Annotated in this window: 25 protein-coding genes; 17 read left to right on the forward strand and 8 right to left on the reverse strand. The window is 55.3% G+C overall.

Going from position 1 to position 26,016, the window contains the following annotated elements:
- The 13 genes from rseP (at nt 1) to tilS (ending at nt 17,068) form a co-directional block, all read left to right on the forward strand.
- Complete coding sequence (rseP, locus tag V7Q49_RS22865; protein ID WP_333855515.1) at nt 1-1,353, forward strand: sigma E protease regulator RseP; 1,353 nt, start codon at nt 1-3, stop codon at nt 1,351-1,353.
- Between the two features lie 29 nt (nt 1,354-1,382).
- Nucleotides 1,383-3,800 (forward strand): outer membrane protein assembly factor BamA, encoded by a 2,418-nt coding sequence (gene bamA / locus V7Q49_RS22870; RefSeq protein WP_333855518.1) that lies wholly within the window; start codon nt 1,383-1,385, stop codon nt 3,798-3,800.
- 118 nt (nt 3,801-3,918) lie between these two features.
- The gene (gene skp, locus V7Q49_RS22875) at nt 3,919-4,413 is read left to right on the forward strand and encodes a molecular chaperone Skp (RefSeq protein ID WP_333855520.1); all 495 of its coding nucleotides are present in this window, start codon (nt 3,919-3,921) and stop codon (nt 4,411-4,413) included.
- A gap of 3 nt (nt 4,414-4,416) precedes the next feature.
- A complete protein-coding gene (gene lpxD, locus V7Q49_RS22880) occupies nt 4,417-5,442 on the forward strand; it encodes a UDP-3-O-(3-hydroxymyristoyl)glucosamine N-acyltransferase (protein WP_333855522.1) in 1,026 nt (341 codons plus the stop codon).
- Between the two features lie 102 nt (nt 5,443-5,544).
- Nucleotides 5,545-6,000, forward strand: a complete 456-nt coding sequence (fabZ, locus tag V7Q49_RS22885) for a 3-hydroxyacyl-ACP dehydratase FabZ (RefSeq protein WP_007373234.1) — start codon at nt 5,545-5,547, stop codon at nt 5,998-6,000.
- Nucleotides 6,001-6,003: 3 nt separating this feature from the next.
- Entirely contained in the window at nt 6,004-6,792 is a 789-nt protein-coding gene (gene lpxA / locus V7Q49_RS22890; protein ID WP_333855524.1) for an acyl-ACP--UDP-N-acetylglucosamine O-acyltransferase, read from the forward strand.
- Nucleotides 6,792-7,940, forward strand: coding sequence for a lipid-A-disaccharide synthase (lpxB, locus tag V7Q49_RS22895; protein WP_285111167.1), 1,149 nt, complete (start codon nt 6,792-6,794; stop codon nt 7,938-7,940). Before lpxA ends, lpxB begins: the two co-directional genes overlap by 1 nt.
- Nucleotides 7,937-8,533, forward strand: a complete 597-nt coding sequence (gene rnhB, locus V7Q49_RS22900; protein WP_333855527.1) for a ribonuclease HII — start codon at nt 7,937-7,939, stop codon at nt 8,531-8,533. Before lpxB ends, rnhB begins: the two co-directional genes overlap by 4 nt.
- A gap of 34 nt (nt 8,534-8,567) precedes the next feature.
- Nucleotides 8,568-12,050: a DNA polymerase III subunit alpha gene (gene dnaE / locus V7Q49_RS22905; protein ID WP_333855529.1), complete on the forward strand. Its 3,483-nt coding sequence runs from the start codon at nt 8,568-8,570 to the stop codon at nt 12,048-12,050.
- A gap of 12 nt (nt 12,051-12,062) precedes the next feature.
- Nucleotides 12,063-13,022 (forward strand): acetyl-CoA carboxylase carboxyl transferase subunit alpha, encoded by a 960-nt coding sequence (gene accA, locus V7Q49_RS22910; RefSeq protein ID WP_106994311.1) that lies wholly within the window; start codon nt 12,063-12,065, stop codon nt 13,020-13,022.
- A 100-nt stretch (nt 13,023-13,122) separates the two neighbouring features.
- Complete coding sequence (locus V7Q49_RS22915; protein ID WP_333855531.1) at nt 13,123-15,261, forward strand: lysine decarboxylase LdcC; 2,139 nt, start codon at nt 13,123-13,125, stop codon at nt 15,259-15,261.
- A 59-nt stretch (nt 15,262-15,320) separates the two neighbouring features.
- Entirely contained in the window at nt 15,321-15,710 is a 390-nt protein-coding gene (locus V7Q49_RS22920) for a VOC family protein (protein WP_333855533.1), read from the forward strand.
- A gap of 62 nt (nt 15,711-15,772) precedes the next feature.
- Complete coding sequence (tilS, locus tag V7Q49_RS22925; protein WP_333855535.1) at nt 15,773-17,068, forward strand: tRNA lysidine(34) synthetase TilS; 1,296 nt, start codon at nt 15,773-15,775, stop codon at nt 17,066-17,068.
- 28 nt (nt 17,069-17,096) lie between these two features.
- On the opposite strand, the gene rof is transcribed toward tilS, so the two are convergent.
- Complete coding sequence (rof, locus tag V7Q49_RS22930) at nt 17,097-17,357, reverse strand: Rho-binding antiterminator (protein WP_059308693.1); 261 nt, start codon at nt 17,355-17,357, stop codon at nt 17,097-17,099.
- Nucleotides 17,344-17,544 carry a YaeP family protein gene (locus V7Q49_RS22935; protein WP_325932543.1) on the reverse strand — a complete coding sequence of 67 codons (201 nt, stop codon included), beginning with the start codon at nt 17,542-17,544 and terminating at the stop codon, nt 17,344-17,346. The genes rof and V7Q49_RS22935 overlap by 14 nt, the downstream gene beginning before the upstream one ends.
- 198 nt (nt 17,545-17,742) lie before the next feature.
- Between V7Q49_RS22935 and V7Q49_RS22940 the strand changes: the two genes are divergently transcribed.
- The 3 genes from V7Q49_RS22940 to nlpE are packed head-to-tail and all read left to right on the forward strand — an operon-like array spanning nt 17,743 to nt 19,440.
- On the forward strand, nt 17,743-18,288 hold the full coding sequence (locus V7Q49_RS22940; RefSeq protein ID WP_333855539.1) for a YaeQ family protein: 546 nt from the start codon (nt 17,743-17,745) through the stop codon (nt 18,286-18,288).
- Entirely contained in the window at nt 18,285-18,707 is a 423-nt protein-coding gene (gene arfB / locus V7Q49_RS22945) for an alternative ribosome rescue aminoacyl-tRNA hydrolase ArfB (RefSeq protein ID WP_333855541.1), read from the forward strand. Before V7Q49_RS22940 ends, arfB begins: the two co-directional genes overlap by 4 nt.
- Nucleotides 18,708-18,741: 34 nt before the next feature.
- The gene (gene nlpE, locus V7Q49_RS22950) at nt 18,742-19,440 is read left to right on the forward strand and encodes an envelope stress response activation lipoprotein NlpE (protein ID WP_333855543.1); all 699 of its coding nucleotides are present in this window, start codon (nt 18,742-18,744) and stop codon (nt 19,438-19,440) included.
- Between the two features lie 40 nt (nt 19,441-19,480).
- Here the strand turns inward: nlpE and proS are convergent, their stop codons facing one another.
- The 6 genes from proS to metN form a co-directional block, all read right to left on the reverse strand.
- Entirely contained in the window at nt 19,481-21,199 is a 1,719-nt protein-coding gene (proS, locus tag V7Q49_RS22955; RefSeq protein ID WP_333855545.1) for a proline--tRNA ligase, read from the reverse strand.
- A 112-nt stretch (nt 21,200-21,311) separates the two neighbouring features.
- Complete coding sequence (gene tsaA / locus V7Q49_RS22960) at nt 21,312-22,019, reverse strand: tRNA (N6-threonylcarbamoyladenosine(37)-N6)-methyltransferase TrmO (protein WP_333855547.1); 708 nt, start codon at nt 22,017-22,019, stop codon at nt 21,312-21,314.
- Entirely contained in the window at nt 22,016-22,420 is a 405-nt protein-coding gene (rcsF, locus tag V7Q49_RS22965) for an Rcs stress response system protein RcsF (protein ID WP_333855549.1), read from the reverse strand. The genes tsaA and rcsF overlap by 4 nt, the downstream gene beginning before the upstream one ends.
- 107 nt (nt 22,421-22,527) lie before the next feature.
- On the reverse strand, nt 22,528-23,343 hold the full coding sequence (metQ, locus tag V7Q49_RS22970) for a methionine ABC transporter substrate-binding lipoprotein MetQ (RefSeq protein ID WP_333855551.1): 816 nt from the start codon (nt 23,341-23,343) through the stop codon (nt 22,528-22,530).
- 39 nt (nt 23,344-23,382) lie between these two features.
- Nucleotides 23,383-24,036, reverse strand: a complete 654-nt coding sequence (locus V7Q49_RS22975) for a methionine ABC transporter permease MetI (RefSeq protein WP_333855552.1) — start codon at nt 24,034-24,036, stop codon at nt 23,383-23,385.
- A complete protein-coding gene (gene metN / locus V7Q49_RS22980) occupies nt 24,029-25,060 on the reverse strand; it encodes a methionine ABC transporter ATP-binding protein MetN (protein ID WP_333855555.1) in 1,032 nt (343 codons plus the stop codon). The genes V7Q49_RS22975 and metN overlap by 8 nt, the downstream gene beginning before the upstream one ends.
- Nucleotides 25,061-25,247: 187 nt before the next feature.
- On the opposite strand from metN, the gene gmhB reads away from it, so the two are divergent.
- A complete protein-coding gene (gene gmhB / locus V7Q49_RS22985) occupies nt 25,248-25,814 on the forward strand; it encodes a D-glycero-beta-D-manno-heptose 1,7-bisphosphate 7-phosphatase (RefSeq protein ID WP_333855558.1) in 567 nt (188 codons plus the stop codon).
- The last annotated feature ends 202 nt before the right edge of the window (nt 25,815-26,016 follow it).

Genomic DNA, 26,016 nt, shown 5'->3' on the forward strand with positions numbered 1-26,016 from the left:
ATGCTTAGCATTCTCTGGAATCTGGCGGCATTCATTGTTGCACTGGGTGTACTTATCACGGTGCATGAATTTGGCCATTTCTGGGTTGCTCGGCGCTGTGGCGTACGGGTAGAGCGCTTTTCAATTGGCTTTGGGAAAGCGCTCTGGCGTCGTAATGACCGCCACGGCACAGAATTTGTTATTGCCCTTATCCCACTTGGCGGCTACGTCAAAATGTTGGATGAGCGCGTAGAGCCATTGGCGCCTGAAGTGCGCCACTACGCGTTCAACAACAAAACCGTCGGCCAGCGCGCCGCCATCATTGCTGCTGGTCCGGTGGCAAACTTCATCTTCGCTATCTTTGCCTACTGGCTGGTGTTTATCATCGGTGTCCCTGGTGTTCGTCCGGTTGTTGGTGAAATTACGCCCAACTCCATCGCGGCCAGCGCGCAAATTAATCCGGGCATGGAACTTAAAGCGATTGATGGCATCGAAACCCCTGATTGGGATGCCGTGCGGTTACAACTGGTTGCCAAAATTGGCGACGAGCAGACCACCGTCAGCGTATCGCCTTTCGGTTCCAGTACGCGTCAGGATAAAGTTCTGAATTTACGCAACTGGACCTTTGAGCCAGATAAAGAAGATCCCGTTGCGGCGTTAGGCATTCGTCCACGCGGCGCGCAGATTGAACCGGTGCTGGCCGAAGTCCAGTCTGATTCCGCAGCGCGTAAAGCAGGTTTGCAAGCGGGCGACAGGATCGTTAAAGTCGATGGTCAGCCTTTAACGCAGTGGATGACCTTTGTTACTCTGGTGCGTGATAATCCAGGTACGCCGCTGGCGCTGGAGATAGAAAGGCAGGGGAGTCCGCTCTCCTTAACGCTTATCCCGGATACCAAACCGGGTGGCGGAAAGGCAGAAGGATTTGCTGGCGTGGTGCCAAAAGTGATCCCGCTGCCTGATGAGTACAAGACAATACGCCAGTATGGGCCGTTCAGCGCCATCCTTGAAGCCACGGATAAAACATGGCAACTGATGAAACTGACCGTGCAAATGCTGGGGAAATTGATTACCGGTGACGTAAAACTGAACAACCTCAGTGGGCCGATTTCGATCGCTCAGGGGGCTGGGATGTCAGCAGAGTTCGGGGTGATTTACTATCTCATGTTTCTTGCGCTCATTAGCGTGAACCTCGGGATAATCAACCTGTTCCCACTGCCTGTTTTAGATGGGGGTCATCTGCTGTTTTTAGCGATTGAGAAGCTAAAAGGCGGGCCGGTATCCGAGCGAGTTCAAGACTTTAGTTATCGCATTGGTTCGATTTTGCTGATGCTGTTAATGGGGCTTGCACTTTTCAATGATTTCTCTCGGTTGTAAGAGAGTGTTAGGAAGAACGCATAATAACGATGGCGATGAAAAAGTTGCTCATAGCGTCGCTGCTGTTTAGCAGCGCGACCGTATACGGTGCTGACGGGTTCGTAGTGAAAGATATTCATTTCGAAGGCCTTCAGCGTGTCGCCGTTGGTGCGGCCCTCCTCAGTATGCCAGTGCGCCCAGGCGACACGGTTAATGATGAAGATATTAGTAATACCATTCGCGCTCTGTTTGCCACCGGCAACTTCGAGGACGTTCGCGTTCTGCGCGATGGTGACACGCTGCTGGTTCAGGTAAAAGAGCGTCCAACGATTGCCAGCATCACCTTCTCCGGCAACAAGTCGGTGAAAGACGATATGCTCAAGCAAAACCTTGAGGCCTCTGGCGTCCGTGTCGGCGAATCTCTGGATCGCACCACCCTCTCAGATATCGAGAAAGGGCTGGAAGATTTCTACTACAGCGTCGGTAAATACAGCGCGAGCGTTAAAGCGGTGGTGACTCCGCTGCCGCGTAACCGTGTCGATCTGAAGCTGGTGTTCCAGGAAGGCGTTTCCGCGAAGATCCAGCAGATTAACATCGTCGGTAACCATGCGTTCAGCACCGATGAGCTGATCTCCACCTTCCAGCTGCGCGATGAAGTGCCGTGGTGGAACGTGGTGGGCGATCGTAAATACCAGAAACAGAAACTGGCGGGCGACCTCGAGACCCTGCGCAGCTACTATCTGGACCGCGGCTACGCGCGCTTCAACATCGACTCGACGCAGGTCAGTCTGACGCCAGATAAAAAAGGCATCTACATCACCGTTAACATTACCGAAGGCGATCAGTACAAGCTTTCTGGGGTGGAAGTGAGTGGTAACCTCGCGGGTCACTCTGCCGAGATCGAAAGCCTGACCAAACTGCAGCCGGGTGAACTGTATAGCGGCGCGAAAGTGACCAAGATGGAAGACGGCATTAAAAAGCTGCTCGGCCGTTATGGTTATGCTTACCCGCGCGTGCAGACTCAGCCTGAAATCAACGACACGGATAAAACCGTTAAGCTCCACGTTAACGTCGATGCGGGTAACCGTTTCTACGTACGTAAGATCCGCTTTGAAGGCAACGATACCTCTAAAGATGCCGTTCTGCGTCGCGAAATGCGCCAGATGGAAGGGGCGTGGCTGGGCAGCGATCTGGTTGATCAGGGTAAAGAGCGTCTGAACCGTCTGGGTTATTTCGAAACCGTCGATACCGACACCCAGCGCGTGCCAGGTAGACCGGATCAGGTAGATGTCGTCTACAAGGTTAAAGAGCGTAATACCGGTAGCTTCAACTTTGGTGTCGGTTACGGTACGGAAAGCGGGATCAGCTTCCAGGTGGGCGTGCAGCAGGATAACTGGTTAGGTACCGGCTATTCTGTGGGTATCAACGGTACCAAGAACGACTACCAGACTTACTCTGAACTCTCCGTTACTAACCCTTACTTCACCGTTGATGGTGTGAGTCTGGGCGGTCGTATTTTCTACAACGACTTTAAAGCGGATGATGCGGACCTGTCGTCGTACACCAACAAGAGCTACGGCGTTGATGGTACGCTCGGCTTCCCGATCAACGAATACAACACCCTGCGTGCTGGCTTAGGTTATGTGCATAACGACCTGTCCAACATGCAACCGCAGGTGGCGATGTGGCGTTATCTGGACTCTATCGGACAGTCCGCCAGCACCTCGGGCAGTGACAACGGCTTTGCCGCAGATGACTTCACCTTTAACTATGGCTGGACGTACAACCGCCTCGACCGTGGTTTCTTCCCGACCGAAGGTTCGCGTGTCAACCTGAACGGTAAAATCACGGTCCCGGGCTCTGATAATGAGTTCTACAAAGTCACTGTTGATACTGCGTCCTACTTCCCGATCGACGAAGATCATAAATGGGTGGTTCTGGGTCGTACGCGCTGGGGTTACGGCGACGGCTTAGGTGGCAAAGAGCTGCCATTCTATGAAAACTTCTATGCGGGCGGTTCAAGTACCGTACGTGGCTTCCAGTCTAATAACATTGGTCCGAAAGCGGCCTATTACGGCGGAAACGACGACGATAACTGTGATAAGGCTTCATCGAGCGAAGTCTGTAGCTCTGATGATGCGGTCGGTGGTAACGCCATGGGCGTCGCCAGCCTGGAGTTTATTACGCCTACGCCGTTTATTAGCGATAAGTATGCCAATTCCGTACGTACCTCCTTCTTCCTGGATGCAGGTACCGTGTGGGATACTAACTGGCAGAACACCAGTGAGACTAAAGCAGCAGGCATTCCGGACTATAGCGATCCGAGCAATATTCGTATGTCTGCAGGTCTCGCACTACAATGGATGTCACCGCTGGGGCCGTTGGTCTTCTCCTACGCCCAGCCGTTTAAGAAATACGAGGGAGACAAAGCGGAGCAGTTCCAGTTTAACATTGGTAAAACCTGGTAATTGCCCGCCGCAAAGGAATGCGTTGGCAGTGTAGCGCTGACAACTGGCGATCGCAGGATCGCCTTGCCACGCAAAGAACGGTACCTTCGGGTACCAATGGGATGGTAAGGAGTTAATTGTGAAAAAGTGGTTATTAGCTGCAGGTCTCGGTTTAGCGATGGCAACTTCTGCTCAGGCAGCGGACAAAATTGCAATCGTCAATATGGGTAACTTGTTCCAGCAGGTTGCGCAGAAAACAGGTGTTTCTGCAACTCTGGAGAACGAGTTCAAAGGCCGTGCCGGCGAACTGCAGGGTATGGAAAAAGATCTGCAAACCAAAATGCAGCGTCTGCAGCGCGATGGTTCTACCATGAAAGCGAGCGACCGCAGCAAACTGGAAAAAGACGTAATGGCTCAGCGTCAGACCTTCTCTCAGAAAGCGCAAGCTTTTGAGCAGGATCGTCAACGTCGTTCTAACGAAGAGCGCGGCAAACTGGTTACCCGTATCCAGTCCGCTGTGAAAGCTGTTGCTGCCGATCAGAGCATCGATCTGGTTGTTGATGCTAACGCTGTTGCATTCAACAGCAGCGATGTTAAAGACATCACCGCTGATGTCCTGAAACAGGTTAAATAAGTAATGCCTTCAATTCGACTCGCTGATTTAGCTCAGCAGTTGGATGCAGAATTACACGGTGATGGCGATATCGTCATCACCGCTGTTGCGTCCATGCAGTCTGCTAAAGCAGGCTCTATCACCTTCATGGTAAGCCCGAAGTACCGTGAACATCTGGCGCTTTGCCAGGCGTCTGCTGTCGTACTGACGCAGGACGATTTGCCGTTTGCCGCAGGTGCTGCGCTGGTAGTGAAGAATCCCTACCTGACGTATGCCCGTATGGCACAAATTCTCGATACCACGCCGCAGCCGGCACAGAACATCGCACCCAGTGCGATGATTGATCCGACGGCGCAGCTGGGTAACAACGTATCAATTGGGGCTAATGCGGTTATCGAATCAGACGTCGTGCTGGGCGATAACGTGGTGATTGGCCCTGGTTGCTTCGTGGGTAAAAAAACAAAAATTGGTGCAGGCTCTCGCCTGTGGGCCAATGTCTCCGTTTACCATGAGATCGAAATCGGCGAACATTGCCTGATCCAGTCCAGCACCGTCATTGGCGCGGATGGGTTCGGCTATGCTAACGATCGTGGTAACTGGGTGAAAATCCCGCAGCTGGGCCGGGTGATCATCGGCGATCGCGTCGAAATTGGTGCATGCACCACCATTGACCGTGGTGCGCTTGATGACACGATTATCGGTAATGGTGTTATCATCGATAACCAGTGCCAGATTGCACATAACGTTGTGATTGGCGACAATACTGCGGTTGCCGGTGGCGTTATTATGGCAGGCAGCCTGAAGATTGGCCGTTACTGTATGATTGGCGGTGCCAGCGTCATTAACGGGCATATGGAAATATGCGATAAAGTCACGGTCACAGGGATGGGCATGGTTATGCGTCCTATCACCGAGCCGGGCGTCTACTCCTCAGGCATACCGTTGCAGCCTAACAAGGCGTGGCGTAAAACTGCTGCCCTGGTGATGAATATTGATGATATGAGCAAGCGCCTCAAGGCCATTGAGCGCAAAATCGATCAACAAAACTAAGCGTTCACCCGTTTAACGCACACTTCCCGGCCTGTCGGCTTTCTTATAAACCGGCAGGCCGTGTTATTATTGCCATTCAGATATTTTGACAGGAAGAGTATTTTGACTACTGACACTCATACTCTGCATATTGAAGAGATTTTAGAACTTCTGCCGCACCGCTACCCGTTTTTGCTGGTAGACCGTGTGCTGGATTTTGAAGAAGGTCGTTTTCTGCGCGCAGTGAAAAATGTTTCTGTAAACGAGCCATTCTTCCAGGGGCATTTCCCTGGGAAGCCTATCTTCCCGGGCGTATTGATCCTGGAAGCGATGGCTCAGGCTACCGGTATTCTGGCGTTTAAAAGCGTTGGTAAACTGGAGCCGGGTGAGCTGTATTACTTCGCGGGTATCGACGAAGCGCGCTTTAAGCGCCCGGTTGTGCCTGGTGATCAGATGATCATGGAAGTGACTTTTGAAAAAACGCGTCGTGGCCTGACTCGCTTTAAAGGCGTAGCTCTGGTTGACGGCAAAGTTGTTTGCGAAGCTACCATGATGTGTGCGCGTAGCCGGGAGGCCTGATACGTGATTGATAAAACCGCCTTTATTCATCCAACCGCCATTGTGGAAGAGGGTGCCGTTATCGGTGCTAACGTCCACATTGGTCCATTTTGTATTGTTGGACCCGATGTCGAAATTGGTGAGGGTACCGTACTGAAATCTCACGTCGTGGTGAATGGTCATACGACCATTGGCCGCGATAACGTGATCTATCAGTTCGCCTCCATCGGCGAAGTTAACCAGGATCTGAAATATGCTGGCGAACCGACCCGTGTGGAAATTGGCGATCGTAACCGCATTCGCGAAAGCGTCACCATTCATCGTGGCACAGTACAGGGTGGTGAATTGACGAAGGTGGGCAGCGACAACCTGTTTATGGTCAACGCGCATATTGCGCATGACTGTACCGTAGGTAACCGCTGTATTCTCGCCAACAACGCAACGCTGGCGGGACACGTATCAGTTGACGATCATGCCATCATTGGCGGCATGACCGCGGTCCATCAGTTCTGCATCATTGGTGCGCACGTGATGGTTGGCGGCTGCTCCGGCGTGGCGCAGGACGTCCCGCCGTATGTGATTGCACAGGGCAACCATGCAACGCCGTTTGGCGTCAACATCGAAGGCCTGAAGCGTCGCGGCTTCAGCCGTGAAGCGATTATGGCTATCCGTAACGCCTACAAACAGCTGTACCGTAACGGTAAAACGCTGGAAGAGGCGAAGCCGGAAATCGCTGAACTGGCGAAACAGCATCCAGAGGTGAACGCGTTCGTGGAATTCTTCGCACGCTCAACTCGCGGTCTGATTCGTTAATGGTTGATAGTCGCCCGCTGACGATCGCCCTTGTCGCCGGAGAAACCTCCGGCGATATTCTTGGTGCAGGTCTTATTCGAGCGCTCAAAGCGCGCGTACCCAACGCGCGCTTTGTCGGCGTTGCTGGGCCATTGATGCAGGCTGAAGGTTGTGAAGCCTGGTACGAGATGGAAGAGCTGGCGGTGATGGGCATTGTCGAGGTGCTGGGGCGACTGCGTCGTTTACTGCACATCCGCGCCGATCTGACGCGCCGTTTTACTGAACTGAAGCCCGATGTGTTCGTTGGCATTGATGCGCCTGACTTCAATATTACCCTCGAAGGTAATCTTAAAAAGCAGGGAATCAAAACCATCCATTACGTCAGTCCGTCCGTCTGGGCGTGGCGACAGAAACGCGTTTTCAAAATAGGCAGATCGACGAATCTGGTGCTGGCCTTCCTGCCTTTCGAAAAAGCGTTTTATGATAAATTCAACGTGCCGTGCCGCTTTATCGGCCACACCATGGCCGATGCCATGCCGCTGGATCCCGATAAAAATGCGGCCCGCGACGTGCTCGGCATTCCCCATCACGTTCACTGTCTGGCCCTGCTGCCGGGGAGCCGTGGTGCAGAAGTGGAAATGCTCAGCGCAGATTTCCTGAAAACGGCACAGATCCTGCGTCAGACCTACCCTGATCTCGAAGTGGTCGTGCCGCTGGTAAATGCCAAACGCCGGGAGCAGTTCGAGCGCATTAAGGCGGAGGTCGCCCCGGATCTGCATGTTCATCTGCTGGATGGCAAAGGCCGTGAGGCGATGGTCGCCAGCGATGCCGCGCTACTGGCATCGGGCACCGCCGCGCTGGAGTGCATGCTGGCGAAATGCCCGATGGTGGTGGGCTATCGCATGAAGCCGTTCACCTTCTGGCTGGCGAAACGTCTGGTGAAAACCGATTACGTTTCCCTGCCGAACCTGCTCGCCCGACGCGAGCTGGTGAAAGAGCTGCTGCAGGATGAGTGCCAGCCGCAGGCGTTAGCCGCTGCGCTGTTGCCGCTGCTGGCCGATGGCAAGACCAGCCATGAAATGCATGACACCTTCCGGGAACTGCATCAGCAAATCCGCTGTAATGCCGATGAGCAGGCGGCTGACGCGGTGCTGGAGTTAGCGCAATGATGGAATTTGTTTACCCTCACACCCATCTGGTGGCGGGTGTGGATGAGGTGGGGCGTGGGCCGCTGGTGGGTGCCGTTGTCACTGCCGCGGTGATCCTCGATCCTGCCCGTCCAATTATCGGTCTGAATGACTCGAAGAAATTATCCGAAAAGCGCCGCCTGGCGTTATACGATGAAATTAAAGAGAAAGCGCTGGCCTGGAGTCTGGGGCGAGCGGAGCCGCATGAGATCGACGAACTGAACATTCTGCATGCCACCATGCTGGCGATGCAGCGTGCGGTGGCCGGGCTGAGCGTGGTGCCGGAGTATGTGCTGATCGACGGAAACCGTTGTCCTGTGCTGCCGATGCCATCCCTGGCAGTCGTCAAAGGCGACAGCCGGGTAGCCGAAATCAGCGCCGCCTCGATCATTGCTAAGGTCACCCGCGATGCCGAAATGGCCGCGCTGGATCTCACTTTTCCCCAGTATGGCTTTGCCCAGCATAAGGGGTATCCTACCGCTTTCCATCTGGAAAGACTGGCTGAACACGGCGCAACTGAACATCACCGCCGCAGTTTTGGACCGGTGAAACGCGCACTGGGACTGATGTCCTGAATCAAGACGCCAATAAGTAACGCGGAATCTGAAGATGGCTGAACCACGTTTCGTACACCTGCGGGTGCACAGCGACTATTCCATGATTGATGGGCTGGCGAAGACCGGGCCGCTGGTGAAAAAGGCGGCCGCGCTTGGCATGCCTGCCCTGGCGATCACCGACTTCACCAACCTGTGCGGTCTGGTGAAGTTCTACGGAACGGCGCACGGTGCCGGTATGAAGCCGGTGATTGGTGCCGATTTTCACGTTCAGAGCGAGCTTCTCGCCGATGAAATGACGCAGATCACCGTCCTGGCGATGAATAACGCGGGTTATCAGAACCTGACGCTGCTGATCTCCCGGGCCTATCAGCGCGGCTACGGTCCGCAGGGACCGTGGATCGATCGCGCATGGCTGGCGGAGCTGAACGAAGGGCTGCTGCTGATCTCCGGCGGGCGCATGGGCGACGTTGGCCGATGCCTGCTGCGTGGCAATAGCGCGCTGGTAGAACAGTGCGTCGATTTTTATAAAGAATACTTCCCGGATCGCTTCTATCTGGAGCTGATCCGCACCGGCCGTCCTGATGAAGAGAGCTATCTGCACGCCGCAGTTGCCCTTGCAGAAGAGCACGGTCTGCCGGTTGTGGCCTCTAACGATGTGCGCTTTATCAACGCCGACGATTTTGATGCCCATGAAATTCGCGTCGCTATCCACGACGGTTTTACCCTCGACGATCCGAAACGTCCGCGCAACTATTCGCCGCAGCAGTACATGCGCAGCGAAGAGGAGATGTGCGAGCTGTTTTCTGATATCCCGGAGGCGCTGGAAAACAGCGTAGAGATAGCCAAACGCTGCAACGTCACCGTCCGTCTGGGCGAGTACTTCCTGCCGCAGTTCCCGACCGGGGACATGACCACCGAAGACTTCCTGGTTGTGAAATCGAAAGAGGGTCTGGAAGAGCGTCTGGAATTCCTCTTCCCGGATCCGACCGTTCGCGCCGAGAAGCGCCCGGCCTATGACGAACGTCTGGATATTGAACTCCAGGTTATTAACCAGATGGGGTTCCCCGGCTACTTCCTGATCGTCATGGAGTTTATCCAGTGGTCGAAGGATAACGGCGTACCGGTTGGACCGGGCCGTGGTTCGGGTGCCGGCTCGCTGGTGGCCTATGCGCTGAAAATTACCGATCTCGATCCGCTGGAATTTGACCTGCTGTTTGAACGTTTCCTTAACCCGGAACGTGTCTCGATGCCCGACTTCGACGTCGACTTCTGCATGGAGAAACGCGACCAGGTGATCGAACACGTGGCGGACATGTACGGCCGTGACGCGGTATCGCAGATCATTACCTTCGGTACCATGGCGGCAAAAGCGGTTATCCGCGACGTAGGCCGCGTGCTGGGGCATCCGTACGGTTTTGTTGACCGCATCTCGAAGCTGATACCGCCCGATCCAGGGATGACCCTGGCGAAAGCCTTCGAAGCAGAACCGCAGCTGCCGGAAATCTACGAGGCTGACGAAGAGGTCAGAGCGCTGATCGACATGGCGCGCAAGCTGGAAGGCGTCACCCGTAACGCCGGTAAGCACGCCGGTGGGGTGGTTATTGCCCCGACCAAAATTACCGACTTTGCGCCGCTGTACTGCGACGAAACCGGCTCGCACCCGGTCACCCAGTTCGATAAGAACGACGTGGAATACGCCGGCCTGGTGAAGTTCGACTTCCTCGGCTTACGTACGCTCACCATCATCGACTGGGCGCTGAAGATGATCAACCCGCGCCGGGCCAAACAGGGCCTGGAGCCGATTGATATCGCCGCGATCCCGCTGGATGACAAGAAAAGCTTCGACATGCTGCAGCGCTCGGAGACCACAGCGGTCTTCCAGCTTGAATCCCGCGGCATGAAAGATCTGATCAAACGTCTGCAGCCTGACTGCTTCGAGGATATGATCGCGCTGGTGGCCCTGTTCCGTCCGGGCCCGCTGCAGTCGGGGATGGTAGATAACTTTATCGACCGTAAGCACGGTCGCGAAGAGCTCTCTTATCCTGATGTGCAGTGGCAGCATGAATCCCTGAAACCGGTACTGGAGCCCACCTACGGCATCATCCTGTATCAGGAACAGGTCATGCAGATTGCCCAGGTGCTCTCCGGCTACACCCTCGGCGGCGCGGACATGCTGCGTCGTGCGATGGGTAAGAAAAAGCCGGAAGAGATGGCCAAGCAGCGCGGCACCTTTGAAGAAGGGGCGCGGAAAAACGGCGTTGATGGCGAACTGGCAATAAAAATCTTCGATCTGGTGGAGAAGTTTGCCGGATACGGGTTTAACAAGTCCCACTCCGCGGCCTACGCGCTGGTCTCCTATCAGACGCTGTGGCTGAAAGCACACTACCCGGCAGAGTTTATGGCCGCGGTAATGACCGCCGATATGGACAACACCGAGAAGGTGGTGGGTCTGGTGGATGAGTGCTGGCGCATGGGGCTGAAGATCCTGCCGCCGGACATCAACTCCGGTCAGTACCATTTCCACGTTAACGATGACGGGGAGATTGTTTACGGTATCGGCGCCATTAAAGGCGTGGGTGAAGGTCCGATCGAAGCGATCATCGAAGCCCGTAACCAGGGCGGTTACTTCCGCGAGCTGTTCGACCTCTGCGCCCGTACCGATATCAAAAAGCTTAACCGCCGGGTGCTGGAAAAGCTGATCATGTCCGGGGCCTTTGATCGCCTTGGGCCGCATCGCGCCGCGCTGATGAACTCGCTGGCCGACGCCCTGAAGGCTGCCGATCAGCACTCGAAAGCCGAAGCCATTGGCCAGGCGGATATGTTCGGCGTGCTGGCCGAAGAGCCGGAGCAGATCGAACAATCCTATGCCAGCTGTCAGCCGTGGCCGGAACAGACGGTATTGGACGGCGAGCGTGAAACGCTGGGCCTCTACCTGACCGGGCACCCGATCAACCAGTATCTTAAAGAAATTGAGCGCTATGTCGGAGGCTACCGGCTGAAAGACATGCATCCGACAGAACGTGGTAAGATTACCACGGCTGCGGGGCTCGTCATTGCCGCGAGGGTTATGGTCACCAAGCGCGGCAATCGTATCGGCATCTGTACGCTGGATGACCGTTCCGGGCGGCTGGAGGTGATGTTATTCACCGACGCACTGGATAAATACCAGCAGTTGCTGGAAAAAGACCGCATACTTATCGTCAGCGGACAGGTCAGCTTTGATGACTTCAGCGGGGGGCTTAAAATGACCGCCCGCGAAGTGATGGACATTGACGAAGCCCGGGAAAAATATGCTCGCGGGCTTGCTATCTCGCTGACGGACAGGCAAATTGATGACCAGCTTTTAAACCGACTCCGTCAGTCTCTGGAACCCCACCGCTCGGGGACCATTCCAGTACATCTCTACTATCAGAGGGCGGATGCGCGTGCACGGTTGCGCTTTGGTGCGTCGTGGCGTGTCTCTCCGAGCGATCGTTTACTTAACGATCTGCGTGGCCTCATTGGTTCGGAGCAGGTGGAACTGGAGTTTGACTAATACAGGAATACTATGAGTCTGAATTTCCTTGATTTCGAACAGCCGATTGCAGAGCTGGAAGCGAAAATCGATTCTCTGACCGCCGTTGGCCGTCAGGATGAAAAACTGGATATTAACATCGACGAAGAAGTGCATCGTCTGCGTGAAAAGAGCGTAGAACTGACGCGCAAAATCTTTGCCGATCTCGGCGCATGGCAGGTTGCCCAGATGGCGCGCCATCCACAGCGTCCGTACACCCTGGATTATGTCCGCCTGGCGTTCGATGAATTCGACGAGCTGGCAGGCGATCGCGCCTATGCCGACGATAAAGCTATCGTTGGCGGTATCGCACGCCTCGACGGTCGTCCGGTGATGATTATTGGCCACCAGAAAGGGCGCGAAACCAAAGAAAAAATTCGCCGCAATTTCGGGATGCCAGCGCCGGAGGGTTACCGTAAAGCCCTGCGTCTGATGGAGATGGCCGAGCGTTTCAACATGCCGATCATCACCTTTATCGACACCCCGGGTGCTTACCCGGGCGTCGGTGCAGAAGAGCGCGGCCAGTCTGAAGCGATTGCCCGCAACCTGCGCGAAATGTCACGCCTGAGCGTGCCGGTTATCTGCACCGTTATCGGTGAAGGTGGCTCCGGTGGTGCGCTGGCGATTGGCGTGGGCGATAAAGTGAATATGCTGCAGTACAGCACCTATTCCGTTATCTCCCCGGAAGGCTGTGCATCCATTCTGTGGAAAAGCGCCGACAAAGCGCCGCTGGCTGCGGAAGCAATGGGGATTATCGCCCCACGCCTGAAAGAGCTGAAGCTGATCGATACCGTTATCCCGGAACCTCTGGGTGGCGCGCACCGTAAGCCAGAAGTGATGGCAGCTTCCCTGAAGGCACAGCTGCTGGCCGACCTCGCCGACCTCGACGTACTGAGCAAAGAAGATCTGCTTAACCGTCGTTACCAGCGTCTGATGAGCTACGGTTACGCCTGAGTCAGGTCATACTCCGAAAAGCCGCACATCGTTGCGGCTTTTTTTATGCCTGCGGTTTACCTCAACTATGCTTAGTGAATGTTTTTTAAGGAGGTAAACCGTGAACATCATTGCCATTATGGGGCCGCACGGCGTCTTTTATAAAGACGAACCCATCAAGGAGCTGGAGCAGGCGTTATCGTCGCGCGGGTTTCAACTCATCTGGCCGCAGAACAGCGCCGATCTACTGAAGTTTATCGAACACAACCCGCGTATTTGCGGCGTCATTTTCGACTGGGACGAATACGACCTCGAGCTGTGCAGCGATATCAATCAACTCAATGAATATTTGCCGCTGTACGCCTTTATCAATACCCACTCCACGATGGACGTCAGCGCCCACGATCTGCGGATGGCGCTGTGGTTCTTCGAATATTCGCTGGGCGTGGCAGACGACATTGCTACCCGCATTCAGCAATACACCGGGGAATACCTTGATACCATCACCCCGCCGTTTACCCGGGCGCTTTTCACCTATGTGAAAGAGGGGAAATATACTTTCTGCACCCCAGGCCATATGGCGGGAACGGCATATCAAAAAAGCCCGGTCGGCTGTCTGTTCTATGATTTCTTTGGCGGGAACACGCTGAAGGCGGATGTGTCGATCTCGGTGACGGAGCTGGGATCGCTGCTGGATCATACCGGGCCACATCTTGAAGCCGAAGAGTACATCGCCCGCACCTTTGGTGCCGAGCAGAGCTATATGGTGACCAACGGCACCTCGACTTCGAACAAGATTGTCGGCATGTACGCTGCCCCGGACGGCAGTACCCTGCTGATTGACCGCAACTGCCATAAATCGCTGGCGCATCTGCTGATGATGAGCGACGTGGTGCCGATCTGGCTGTCTCCTACCCGTAATGCGTTGGGTATTCTGGGCGGGATCCCGCGCCGTGAGTTTTCCCATGCGGCGATTGAGAGCAAAGTGGCGGCCGTGCCGGGAGCAAGCTGGCCGGTTCACGCGGTGATCACCAACTCCACCTACGACGGCCTGCTCTACAACACCAACTGGGTGAAGCAGACCCTGGATGTGCCCTCGATCCATTTTGACTCGGCGTGGGTGCCCTATACCAATTTCCACCCGATCTATGCCGGTAAGAGCGGGATGAGCGGCGATCGGGTGCCGGGAAAAGTGTTCTTTGAAACCCAGTCGACGCACAAGATGCTGGCGGCGTTTTCCCAGGCCTCGCTGATCCACATTAAAGGTGAATACGACGAAGAGACCTTCAACGAAGCCTTTATGATGCACACCACCACCTCGCCGAGCTACCCGCTGGTGGCCTCGATCGAAACAGCGGCGGCGATGCTGCGCGGTAATCCCGGTAAGCGTCTGATCAACCGCTCCGTTGAGCGTGCCCTGCATTTTCGTAAAGAGGTCCAGCGCCTTAAAGATGAGGCCGACGGCTGGTTCTTCGATATCTGGCAGCCGGACGATATCGACGAAGCCGAATGCTGGCCGGTTGCACCTGGCGAAAGCTGGCATGGCTTCCGCGATGCCGATGCGGATCATATGTTCCTCGATCCGGTCAAAGTTACCATTCTTACGCCGGGGATGGACGAGCAGGGAGTCATGAGCGAGGAGGGGATCCCGGCGGCGCTGGTGGCGAAGTTCCTGGATGAGCGCGGCGTGGTGGTTGAGAAGACCGGGCCCTATAACCTGCTGTTTCTGTTCAGTATCGGTATCGATAAAACCCGGGCGATGAGCTTGCTGCGCGGGCTGATGGAGTTTAAGCGCGCCTACGATCTGAACCTGCGGGTCAAGAACATGCTGCCGGATCTCTATGCCGAGGATCCTGACTTTTACCGCAATATGCGTATTCAGGATCTGGCCCAGGGGATCCACAAGCTTATCCGCCAGCATGACCTGCCGCGCCTGATGCTGCAGGCGTTTGACGTTCTGCCGGAGATGAAGCTCACTCCGCACCATGCCTGGCAGCGCCAGGTGAAAGGGGAAGTGGAGACGGTCGATCTGGAGGATCTGGTCGGGCGGATCTCAGCCAACATGATCCTGCCTTATCCGCCGGGCGTGCCGCTGCTGATGCCGGGGGAGATGATCACCGAGAAGAGCAGGGCAGTACTCGATTTCCTGCTTATGCTCTGCTCGATTGGTCGTCACTATCCAGGGTTCGAAACCGATATCCACGGTGCTAAACGGGATGAAAATGGCATCTACCGGGTACGGGTCCTAAAAGCGCAGTGACCCCTTGCACGGCAAGGGGGTTCGGATATAACGTTCAGGCACATTAAAAAGGAGAGACTATGCTGGGCTTAAAGCAGGTTCACCATATTGCCATTATTGCCACCAATTACGCCGCGAGTAAGGCGTTTTACTGCGATACGCTGGGATTTACCCTGCAGAGTGAGTTTTACCGCGAAGAGCGCGACTCCTGGAAGGGCGATCTGGCGCTGAACGGCCAGTACGTCATTGAGCTGTTTTCGTTCCCCTTCCCGCCGGCGCGCCCGTCCCGGCCGGAAGCCTGCGGTTTACGTCACCTCGCCTTTAGCGTGGATGACATTGACCAGGCCGTGCAGCATCTCGAATCGCATGGCGTAAAATGTGAAGCCATTCGTATCGACCCCTTCACCGGGAAACGCTTCACCTTCTTTAACGATCCTGATGGCCTGCCGTTGGAGCTGTACCAGCAGTAACGCTTGCCTCCCCGCGCAATGCCCGGTAACGTGCCGGGCATCTTCCTGCATAAATAACGACGATGACCACAGCCGATCTTCAGCAAGCCCTCCACCCGTACCGCCGACTGCTGGTGGGATTTAGCGGTGGCCTGGATTCCACGGTGTTGTTGCATCAGCTGATGCGCTGGCGTAAACAGGATCCCGGTCTCGAACTGCGCGCTATTCATGTTCATCACGGTCTGAGCCCGCATGCGGACAGCTGGGTCGCCCATTGCGAAAGTCTCTGTCGCGAATGGGCTATCCCGCTGATCGTGACGCGGGTGACGCTGGCGGAAGAGGGGCTGGGGCTGGAAGCGCAGGCGCGGAAGGCGCGTTATGCTGCGTTCCGCGAGGCGCTTCTGCCCGGCGAAGCACTGGTCACGGCGCAACACCTGGACGATCAATGTGAAACCTTTCTGCTGGCGCTAAAGCGCGGCAGCGGTCCGGCAGGGCTGTCGGCTATGCCCGCGCGGGCGCGTTTTGCCGGGACCGAACAGATTCGCCCCTTGCTCGGTGAGACGCGCGAGTCGCTTCTTGGCGAGGCGCGGCGTTGGGGCCTTCGCTGGATAGAGGATGAAAGCAACCAGGACGACAGCTATGACCGCAATTTCCTGCGGCTGCGCGTCGTCCCTCTGCTGGCACAGCGCTGGCCGCATTTTGCCCAGGCTACGGCACGCAGCGCCACGCTGTGCGCGGAGCAGGAGCAGCTGCTTGATGAGCTGCTGGCGGACGAGCTGTCGTCACTGGTCTCCGAAGACGGGGCGCTGGCTATCGCGCCATTGGAGCAGATGAGCGCGGTACGTCGGGCGGCGCTGCTGCGAAGATGGCTGGCGACGCACGGTGCCTTAATGCCGTCTCGCGCCATGCTCACCCGGCTCTGGGATGAGGTGGCGCTTGCCCGGGAGGACGCAGCACCGCAACTGCGTTCCGGTGAAGGAGAGATCCGGCGCTTTAAGGGGCAGCTGTGGTGGGTGAAAAGCCATGCCTCGCTGGCCGATCGGGTTATCGACTGGCCCTCACTGGAAAAGCCCCTGCTGCTGCCGGAAGGGCTGGGCGCACTGTATTTGAAGGCAGGGGGAAATCTGCGTCTGCCCCAGCCCGGTGAACCCGTGACGGTGCGCTTTCGCGCCAGCGGAACGCTGCACATTGTCGGGCGCAACGGTGGACGTAAGATCAAAAAAATATGGCAGGAGCTGAATATCGCCCCCTGGCGTCGGGATGCCACACCGCTGCTGTTTTACGGTGAAACGCTGATTGCGGCTGCGGGGGTGTTTGTGACGCGAGAAGGCGCGACGGATGATACGGAAACGGGGATACAGCTGGAGTGGAAAGCATAACGGACAGCGGGCTGCCCGTTACAGAGGATCAGGACTCGCTCACCACGACGGTGCCGATTTCGGGATGACTGAAGCTGGCAATTTTATCGAGGCGGAGTTCGCGCGTTGCGCCGCCGTCCTCGACCACCAGGTACTCCACATTTTTACGGGATACCAGATCGTTCGCTTTAGCCTTCAGGACTTCGCCATCTTTTAACGCCAGCGTCAGAACCAGATGATGCTGGCAGGCGAGTTCGAGGTTGTCATAGTCATCGCAATTGATGGGTTGATAAGTTTCATTCATTGACATAATCGCTCACCAGTAAATTCGCAGCAGCATAGGCTGCCTTTTCTCTGACCGATTCTGAAAGCGTGTCATCCGACGCAATTTCATTCAGAACTTTCAACACACAGCCCAACGCATCAGGGATGTATCCCAGATCGCCGCTGGCAATTTCCGCATACCGTTTGCGAATTAACTCACAATAATTATTCACATCCCCTCCTGCCAGCGCACTGACTTTACTGTGAGATACAATTAAGCCTACGAGCATAAACCCGGTTTAGCAAGGTGACTATACCATACTCATTTAAGCAATATCAGCAGGTTGATGTCGCAGACATTCGCGAGCCTGTAACAGCCTTTTGGCGGAGTTTTCGCTACAATGCGCACCTGATTCGAAAGGAGTTCTCTCATGGCGCTTAAAGCGACAATTTACAAAGCCGCGGTCAATGTGGCGGATTTAGACCGCAATCAGTTTCTGGATGCGACCCTGACGCTGGCGCGTCATCCATCAGAAACGCAGGAGCGCATGATGCTGCGTCTGCTGGCATGGATTAAGTATGCCAACGAGCGGCTGCAATTCACCCGCGGATTGAGTGCGGAAGACGAGCCGGAAGCCTGGCTGCTCAATGACCATCTGGGCATCGATCTGTGGATCGAACTTGGCCTGCCGGATGAGCGCCGTATTAAGAAAGCCTGCACCCAGTCTGCCGAAGTGGCGCTCTTCACCTATAACAGCCGCGCCGCGGAGATCTGGTGGCAGCAGAACAAGAATAAATGCGCGCAATTCAATAATCTGTCGGTCTGGTACATGAATGATGAACAGCTTTCTGCGCTGAGCGCGTTTGCCGGGCGAACCATGATCCTGCAGGCGACAATTCAGGATGGCGCCATCTGGTTATCGGATGCTGAGAATAATCTGGAAATTCATCCTGAAGCCTGGCAGTCCCGCTCATGATTGTCCTGTCCCGAACTGTCACCCTTCCTGATAACGAAGTTGAGATCACCGCAATCCGCGCGCAGGGAGCGGGCGGCCAGCATGTGAATAAAACCTCAACGGCCATTCATCTGCGCTTTGACATTCGGGCATCCAGCCTGCCAGAGTACTATAAAGAACGCCTGCTCGCCGCCAGTCATCATTTAATCACCAGCGAAGGGGTAATCATCATCAAGGCGCAGGAGTACCGCAGCCAGGAGATGAACCGTGAAGCGGCGCTGGCCCGGTTGGTGGCGGTGATCCAGGAGTTAACGGCAGTGCAAAAAAGCCGTCGGGCCACCCGTCCGACCCGCGCCTCGAAAGAGCGTCGTCTGGCTTCGAAATCACAGAAATCGTCCGTTAAGGCGCTGCGTGGCAAAGTCCGGCGCTCTCAGGATTAACGGGCGACAGTCGGGATACGATAAGGAATTTAAAGTGAAAACAGCGATATTTTCAGTAGTGGCAGCAAGCACGCTGTTCGTCCTGATGGGGTGCCATAACCGCGCAGAGATGCAGGCGCTGGAACCAACCCAGGCAGAGGCGTTAAAACCGATGCAGCAGAGCTGGCGTGGCGTCTTGCCCTGCGCCGATTGCGAAGGTATCGAAACCTCGCTGTTTCTGGAAAAAGACGGCACCTGGGTGATGAACCAACACTACCAGGGGGCTAAAGCGCCTTCTTCGTTTGCCAGCTACGGCACCTGGGCGCGAACCGCCGATAAGCTGGTGCTGACGGATACAGCGGGTGAAAAGCGCTATTTCCGTGCCAAAGGCGAAGGGCTGGAGATGCTCGATATGCAGGGCAACCCTATAGAGTCGCAGTTTAACTACACGCTCGCGCCGGTCACCGCCGCGCTGCCCGCAACGCCAATGGCAATGCGCGGGATGTATTTCTATATGGCTGATGCCGCGATTTTCACCGACTGTGCCACCGGCAAAAAGGTGAGTGTGGCGAATAACGCTCAGCTGGAGCGGGATTACGCGGCGGCGCGCGGAAGCGATACCAAACCGGTCCTGCTCACGGTTGACGGCCACTTTACGCTTGAGGCCAACCCGGACAGCGGCGAGAGAGTAAAAACGCTGGTGCCGGATCGTGGCGCCAGGTTTGAAGCAGGCAAGAATTGCGACAGCAAGTAGCTGAAATAAAAAACCCCGCCGGAGCGGGGTTTTTTGTGGCTTAGCCCTTGATGGCTTTCACCAGGTAATCAAGTACGTCACCGGTTTTGATCATTTGCTTCTCGCCGTTACGACGATACTTATACTCGATCTCTTCGTTATCGAGGTTACGATCGCCAATGACCACGGTGTGTGGAATACCGATCAGTTCCATATCGGCAAACATCACGCCCGGACGCTCTTTACGATCGTCCATCAGCACTTCGATACCCTGCGCACGCAGCTCGCTGTACAGCTTCTCGGCCAGCTCCTGCACGCGGTAGGACTTGTGCATGTTCATTGGCAGGATCGCGACCTGGAACGGCGCAATGTTATCCGGCCAGACGATACCGCGCTCGTCATGGTTCTGCTCAATCGCAGCGGCCACCACGCGTGTTACCCCGATACCGTAGCAGCCCATGGTCAGGATCTGGTTACGGCCATCTTCGCCCTGAACCGATGCGTTCAGCGCCTGGGAGTACTTGGTGCCCAGCTGGAAGATGTGACCCACTTCGATACCGCGTTTGATCTGCAGTACGCCCTGGCCATCCGGGCTCGGATCGCCTGCGACCACGTTACGAATGTCCGCCACTTCCGGCGTCGCCACGTCGCGATCCCAGTTGATGCCAAAGAAGTGCTTACCATCAACGTTGGCACCGGCAGAAAAATCGCTCATCGCTGCAACGGTACGGTCGATGACTACCGGGACCGGCATATTGACCGGGCCGAGAGAGCCTGGACCGGCATTCACCACCGCGCGGATTTCCGCTTCGGTTGCGAAGGTCAGCGGGCTGGCAACCTGTGGCAGTTTTTCGGCTTTCACTTCGTTCAGCTCATGATCGCCACGAACCAGCAGGGCAACCAGCGGGTAGCTGCTGCCTTCAACCGCTTTGACCAGCAGGGTCTTAACGGTTTTTTCAACCGGCAGATTGAACTGCTCAACCAGCTCGGCAATGGTTTTGGCGTTCGGCGTATCAACCGTGGTCATCGCTTCAGTTGCTGCTGCGCGTGGCGTCGTTGGTGCCAGGGCTTCAGCAAACTCGATGTTGGCCGCGTAGTCAGAAGTATCAGAGAAGATCACGTCGTCTTCGCCGCTCTGTGCCAGCACCTGGAATTCATGAGATGCGCTACCGCCGATGGAACCGGTATCGGCCTGCACAGCACGGAAATCCAGACCCATACGGGTGAAGATTTTGCTGTACGCGTCGTACATCTTGTCATAGGTCTCTTGCAGAGATTCCTGGGAGGTATGGAAGGAGTATGCATCCTTCATCAGGAACTCACGGGAGCGCATCACGCCAAAACGCGGGCGCACTTCGTCACGGAATTTGGTCTGGATCTGATAGAAGTTCAGCGGCAGCTGTTTGTAAGAGCTCAGCTCGTTACGGATCAGATCGGTGATCACTTCTTCATGCGTTGGACCCAGAACAAACGGACGCTCGCCGCGATCGACAAAGCGCAGCAGCTCCGGACCGTACTGCTCCCAACGGCCGCTCTCAGCCCACAGGTCTGCGGGCTGAACCACGGGCATGGACACCTCAATGGCACCGGCGTTATCCATCTCTTCACGCACGATGTTCTCGACTTTTCTCAGGACGCGCAGGCCGGTCGGCAACCAGGTATACAACCCGGAGGCCAGCTTGCGGATCATCCCGGCGCGCAGCATCAGCTGGTGGCTGATGACTTCGGCGTCGGCAGGTGTCTCCTTCAGTGTGGAGAGCAGATATTGGCTAGTACGCATGTTGTTACGGTTCCATTTCGACGATTGGAACAGGCTGACAGGGCAGCCTGACACAAAAAAAGTGGTTTAGTTTACCAGTGTGGCAATGATGCCAAAAGAGAAGAGAATAAAATTACTGCGGCTCGAGGGCAAACACTTCGAAGCCCGCCGCCGTGACGCGCCAGCGAACGTTAAAATCCAGCAGCAGAACGGCGTAGGTTTTCCCGGTCTCTTCCTCTTTTCGGTAGGCCGGACGGGGATCCTGCGCCAGCACCTCGACGATAAAATCCCGCAGGCGAGGGTAGCGTTTTTCCAGCTCGATTAACCGGGGAGCCAGCTCGTCGGTAAAGTAAACGGGCATATCCGCCTGCGGAGCCTGCTGGGCGTAACTGGCACGCGCATCCGGCACCGCTTCGGCAAAGGGCAGATAGGGTTTGATATCTACCACCGGCGTGCCGTCGACCAGATCCAGGCTGCCAAGCTCGAGGATCACCTGATCCTTCTGACAACGAATGCCTTTCAGCTCAACGAGCGACATCCCGACAGGATTCGGACGGAAGGTTGAGCGTGTGGCAAATACCCCCATCCTGGCATTACCCCCAAGACGCGGCGGGCGAACGGTCGGTCGCCAGCCGCCTGCCATGGTCTGATGAAAGATAAACAGCACCCACAGGTGGCTAAAGGCTTCCAGTCCGCGCACGGCATCGGTCTGATTATACGGGGCAAGCAAGTGAAGTTCGCCGCCACCGCTTTTTACCAGCCCGGGCTGGCGGGGTACGGCAAACTTCTCTTTATAGGGCGAGCGGATAACGCCTATCTGCTCGAACTGGAATGCACTCATTTTGCCGAGACGTTAAGGGCAGAACCCACGCAAACGGCCTGACGGTAGCAGCCTGGCGTACCGCTGGTCACTTCACAGCTGTGCAGCAGAACCGCATTAGCCTTCATTTTGGAAGCGTTGACCTGCATGCGTTTACGCGCAGTCGGGATATTCGGAGGAGAGTCCTGATTGGTGGCCTGGCAGGAATCGCCGGAGACCTCACCCAGATCGCGGAACGGTTTACCCACTAAGGCTTCAGCGCTGGTATAGATTTTGACGGGCGCAGGGCGTGGCGCTTTTGGTTTTTCAGGCTCCACTTTAGGCGGGGTTGCTGTGCTTTTAACAGGTTCAACAGGAGATCTGCTTAGCATAGAACAGCCGCTCAGCATCAGTGCTAAAAGACAGATCGGTAAAGCACGCATAATATTTCCTCTATGAATAATCAAATCGTCAGATATTGAATCAGTTGCCCGCATAAATGACAAGACGGGCTTTCGCCCGTCCTGAATGATATTACACAGAGGTCAGATTACCAGCCTTTAACTGCGCCGCCGTTAAAGACTTTGTTCGCTTCCTGGTAAACTTCGTCAGACTGGTAAGCCTGGACGAATTTCTTCACGTTTTCCGCGTCTTTATTGTCTTCACGGGTCACGATCAGGTTAACGTACGGAGAGTCTTTGTCTTCAACGAAGATACCGTCTTTCGCTGGGGTCAGGTTGATCTGGCTGGCGTAAGTGGTATTGATAACGGCCAGGGCGATCTGTGCATCATCCAGAGAACGTGGCAGCTGTGGTGCTTCCAGCTCAACAATTTTCAGGTTTTTTGGGTTCTCGGTAACGTCCAGAACGGTTGGCAGCAGGCCAACACCGTCTTTCAGTTTAATCAGGCCCACTTTCTGCAGCAGCAGCAGGGAACGGCCGAGGTTAGTTGGATCGTTCGGTACTGCAACCTGAGAACCGTCCTGCAGCTCATCCAGAGATTTGATTTTTTTAGAGTAGCCCGCGATTGGGTATACGAAGGTATTGCCTGCCGCAACCAGCTTGTAGCCGCGATCCTTGATCTGCTGATCCAGGTACGGTTTGTGCTGGAAGGCGTTAGCATCGATATCGCCTTTGCTCAGCGCTTCGTTCGGCAGAACGTAATCGTTGAAGGTTACCAGCTCAACGTCGAGGCCATATTTCTCTTTCGCCACTTTTGCGGCCGTCTCTGCAACCTGCTGTTCCGCACCGACGATAACGCCCACTTTGATGTGGTTTGGATCTTTTTCATCCTGGCCGCAGCCTACCAGTGCCAGAGAGCCGATCAGCGCGCCTACCGCAGCAAAGGTCTTCAATTTAAACGCCATGTTCTTATCCTTAACTCGTCGAGTTTGTGTTGTGTAACGTTATTTGTGCGTAACAGCCCGGACGATGCGATCGCCAGACAATTGAATGAGATAAACCAGCACAACCAGAAGAACCAGCACGGTATTCATGACGGTGGCATTGTAGCCAATGTAGCCGTACTGATAACCGATCTGACCCAGACCGCCTGCACCGACAGCTCCACCCATCGCAGAGTAACCCACCAGGGTAATCAGCGTGATAGTTGCCGCATTGACCAGACCCGGCAAGGCTTCTGGCAGTAAGATTTTGCGAACGATCTGCATCGGTGTCGCACCCATGGCGCGTGACGCTTCAATCAGACCCGATGGGATCTCTAACAGCGCGTTCTCAACCATACGGGCAATAAAGGGCGCAGCACCAACGGTGAGAGGCACAATCGCCGCCTGCAGACCGATGGAGGTTCCCACAATAACGCGGGTGAAGGGAATCATCCACACCAGCAGAATAATGAAGGGAATCGAACGGAAGATGTTCACCAGCGCAGAGAGCGTGCGATACAGCTTTGCGTTCTCAATAATTTGACCCGGGCGGGTGACATACAGCAGCACGCCCACCGGCAGACCAATGACAAAACCGAAAAAGCCGGATACAAAGGTCATCGCCAGCGTTTCCCATACGCCGCGCGCCAGCAACCACATCATTGCCTCAGACATAACCCAGTACCTCTACTTTTACATGATGCTCTTGCAGCCAGGCGATAGCCGCCTGGGTGTCCTGTTGCGTGCCGTGCATTTCGGTCAGCATAATGCCGAACTTCACGCCACCGGCGTAATCCATCTGCGCGCTAATAATGTTGTTGTTCACGTTAAAACGACGGGCGGTTTCAGACAGCAGCGGGGCATCCACTGACTTGCCGGTAAACTCCATTCGCAGCATCGGAACGCTGTTGGCTTCTGGTTGCGCTTTTAAACGTGCCAGATAGTCTTCCGGAATGTCCAGATGCAGGGTGGCCTGGATAAACTGCTGCGCCAGCGGCGTTTTCGGATGCGAGAACACTTCGCTCACGGTGTCTTGTTCAATCAGTTCACCCTGACTGATCACCGCCACGCAGTCACAGATGCGTTTAACGACGTCCATCTCGTGCGTAATAAGGAGGATGGTCAGCCCCAGGCGACGGTTGATGTCTTTTAACAGTTCCAGAATCGAGCGGGTGGTTGCAGGATCCAGGGCGCTGGTGGCTTCGTCACAGAGCAGCACTTTCGGATTGCTTGCCAGCGCACGTGCAATGGCCACGCGCTGTTTTTGCCCGCCGGATAAGTTTGCCGGGTAGATGTCATGCTTATCGCTCAGGCCGACCAGATCCAGCAGCTCGGTGACGCGACGTTTGATTTCGTCTTTAGGCGTATTGTCCAGCTCCAGCGGCAGGGCAACGTTGCCAAACACGGTGCGCGAGGAGAGCAGGTTGAAGTGCTGGAAGATCATGCCAATCTGGCGGCGAGCTTTGGTTAAATCCGCTTCGGAAAGGGTTGTCAGCTCCTGGCCATCAACCTGAACCTGACCTTCGGTCGGACGCTCGAGCAAATTAACGCAACGGATGAGCGTACTTTTGCCTGCACCTGAGGCGCCAATGACGCCATAAATTTGTCCAGCCGGAACATGCAGGCTAACGTTGTTCAACGCCTGAATGGTTCGGGTCCCTTGCTGGAACACTTTGGTGATATTCGAAAGTTTAATCATTAGATTATTTTTATCGTATGTAAGTTGGCCGTGGCATTTTCTGCTGCCTTAGACGGGCGATGACCGTCAACAAAACGGATGTTAAGGCATCCAGACGTCTAAATCAATCCAACTCTGCGCGATGAGCACTTTATTGCGCGGTGATTCATGAGATACTAGCCGGACATCCCTTTTCAGGAGCAAACCGGTGGCAAAATCAGTACCCGCAATTTTTCTCGATCGTGATGGCACGATTAATGTCGATCATGGCTACGTGCATGAGATAGACGAATTCGAATTCATCGATGGCGCTATAGATGCCATGCGTGAATTAAAAGAGATGGGTTTTGCGCTGGTGGTGGTGACCAACCAGTCAGGTATCGCGCGCGGTAAATTCACGGAAGCACAGTTTGAGACATTAACTGAATGGATGGACTGGTCGCTGGCCGATCGTGGCGTTGATCTCGACGGTATCTATTATTGTCCTCATCACCCGCAGGGAACCGTAGAAGAGTATCGTCAGACCTGTGATTGCCGTAAACCGCACCCGGGCATGTTCATCTCGGCACAAGAGTTCCTTCATATAGATATGAGCGCTTCCTATATGGTGGGCGACAAGCTGGAAGATATGCAGGCAGCTGCTGCGGCAGGTGTGGGTCATAAAATTCTGGTGCGTACCGGCAAACCCGTCACCCCAGAAGCAGAAAATGCAGCGGATTGGGTGATTAATAGCCTGGCGGCATTGCCGGAAACCATCAAAAAGCAGCAAAAATAGACGTTATGGCGAAAAGGTGAGCGGTTGAAATAAAATTGTCGTTTTCCGCTTGTCACTGCCAGAGAACTCCCTATAATGCGCCTCCATCGACACGGCGGATGTGAATCACTTCACACAAGCAGCCGAGTCGGTTGAAGAGAAAAGCGAAAATAATCGCTTGACTCTGAAAGAGGAAAGCGTAATATACGCCACCTCGCAACGG

The sequence above is a fragment of the Leclercia sp. genome (genome assembly GCF_036780805.1).
Lineage (GTDB): Bacteria > Pseudomonadota > Gammaproteobacteria > Enterobacterales > Enterobacteriaceae > Enterobacter.

What these genes read in the sequence shown, in the direction of transcription:
- rnhB (WP_333855527.1), top strand. Translation starts at nt 7,937, where the DNA reads ATGATGGAATTTGTTTACCCTCACACCCATCTGGTGGCGGGTGTGGAT.
- accA (WP_106994311.1), top strand. Translation starts at nt 12,063, where the DNA reads ATGAGTCTGAATTTCCTTGATTTCGAACAGCCGATTGCAGAGCTGGAA.
- rseP (WP_333855515.1), top strand. Translation starts at nt 1, where the DNA reads ATGCTTAGCATTCTCTGGAATCTGGCGGCATTCATTGTTGCACTGGGT.
- rcsF (WP_333855549.1), bottom strand. Translation starts at nt 22,420, where the DNA reads ATGCGTGCTTTACCGATCTGTCTTTTAGCACTGATGCTGAGCGGCTGT.
- arfB (WP_333855541.1), top strand. Translation starts at nt 18,285, where the DNA reads ATGATTGTCCTGTCCCGAACTGTCACCCTTCCTGATAACGAAGTTGAG.
- V7Q49_RS22920 (WP_333855533.1), top strand. Translation starts at nt 15,321, where the DNA reads ATGCTGGGCTTAAAGCAGGTTCACCATATTGCCATTATTGCCACCAAT.
- V7Q49_RS22940 (WP_333855539.1), top strand. Translation starts at nt 17,743, where the DNA reads ATGGCGCTTAAAGCGACAATTTACAAAGCCGCGGTCAATGTGGCGGAT.
- lpxB (WP_285111167.1), top strand. Translation starts at nt 6,792, where the DNA reads ATGGTTGATAGTCGCCCGCTGACGATCGCCCTTGTCGCCGGAGAAACC.
- tsaA (WP_333855547.1), bottom strand. Translation starts at nt 22,019, where the DNA reads ATGAGTGCATTCCAGTTCGAGCAGATAGGCGTTATCCGCTCGCCCTAT.
- metN (WP_333855555.1), bottom strand. Translation starts at nt 25,060, where the DNA reads ATGATTAAACTTTCGAATATCACCAAAGTGTTCCAGCAAGGGACCCGA.
- rof (WP_059308693.1), bottom strand. Translation starts at nt 17,357, where the DNA reads ATGTCAATGAATGAAACTTATCAACCCATCAATTGCGATGACTATGAC.
- metQ (WP_333855551.1), bottom strand. Translation starts at nt 23,343, where the DNA reads ATGGCGTTTAAATTGAAGACCTTTGCTGCGGTAGGCGCGCTGATCGGC.
- V7Q49_RS22975 (WP_333855552.1), bottom strand. Translation starts at nt 24,036, where the DNA reads ATGTCTGAGGCAATGATGTGGTTGCTGGCGCGCGGCGTATGGGAAACG.
- bamA (WP_333855518.1), top strand. Translation starts at nt 1,383, where the DNA reads ATGGCGATGAAAAAGTTGCTCATAGCGTCGCTGCTGTTTAGCAGCGCG.
- dnaE (WP_333855529.1), top strand. Translation starts at nt 8,568, where the DNA reads ATGGCTGAACCACGTTTCGTACACCTGCGGGTGCACAGCGACTATTCC.
- lpxD (WP_333855522.1), top strand. Translation starts at nt 4,417, where the DNA reads ATGCCTTCAATTCGACTCGCTGATTTAGCTCAGCAGTTGGATGCAGAA.
- tilS (WP_333855535.1), top strand. Translation starts at nt 15,773, where the DNA reads ATGACCACAGCCGATCTTCAGCAAGCCCTCCACCCGTACCGCCGACTG.
- proS (WP_333855545.1), bottom strand. Translation starts at nt 21,199, where the DNA reads ATGCGTACTAGCCAATATCTGCTCTCCACACTGAAGGAGACACCTGCC.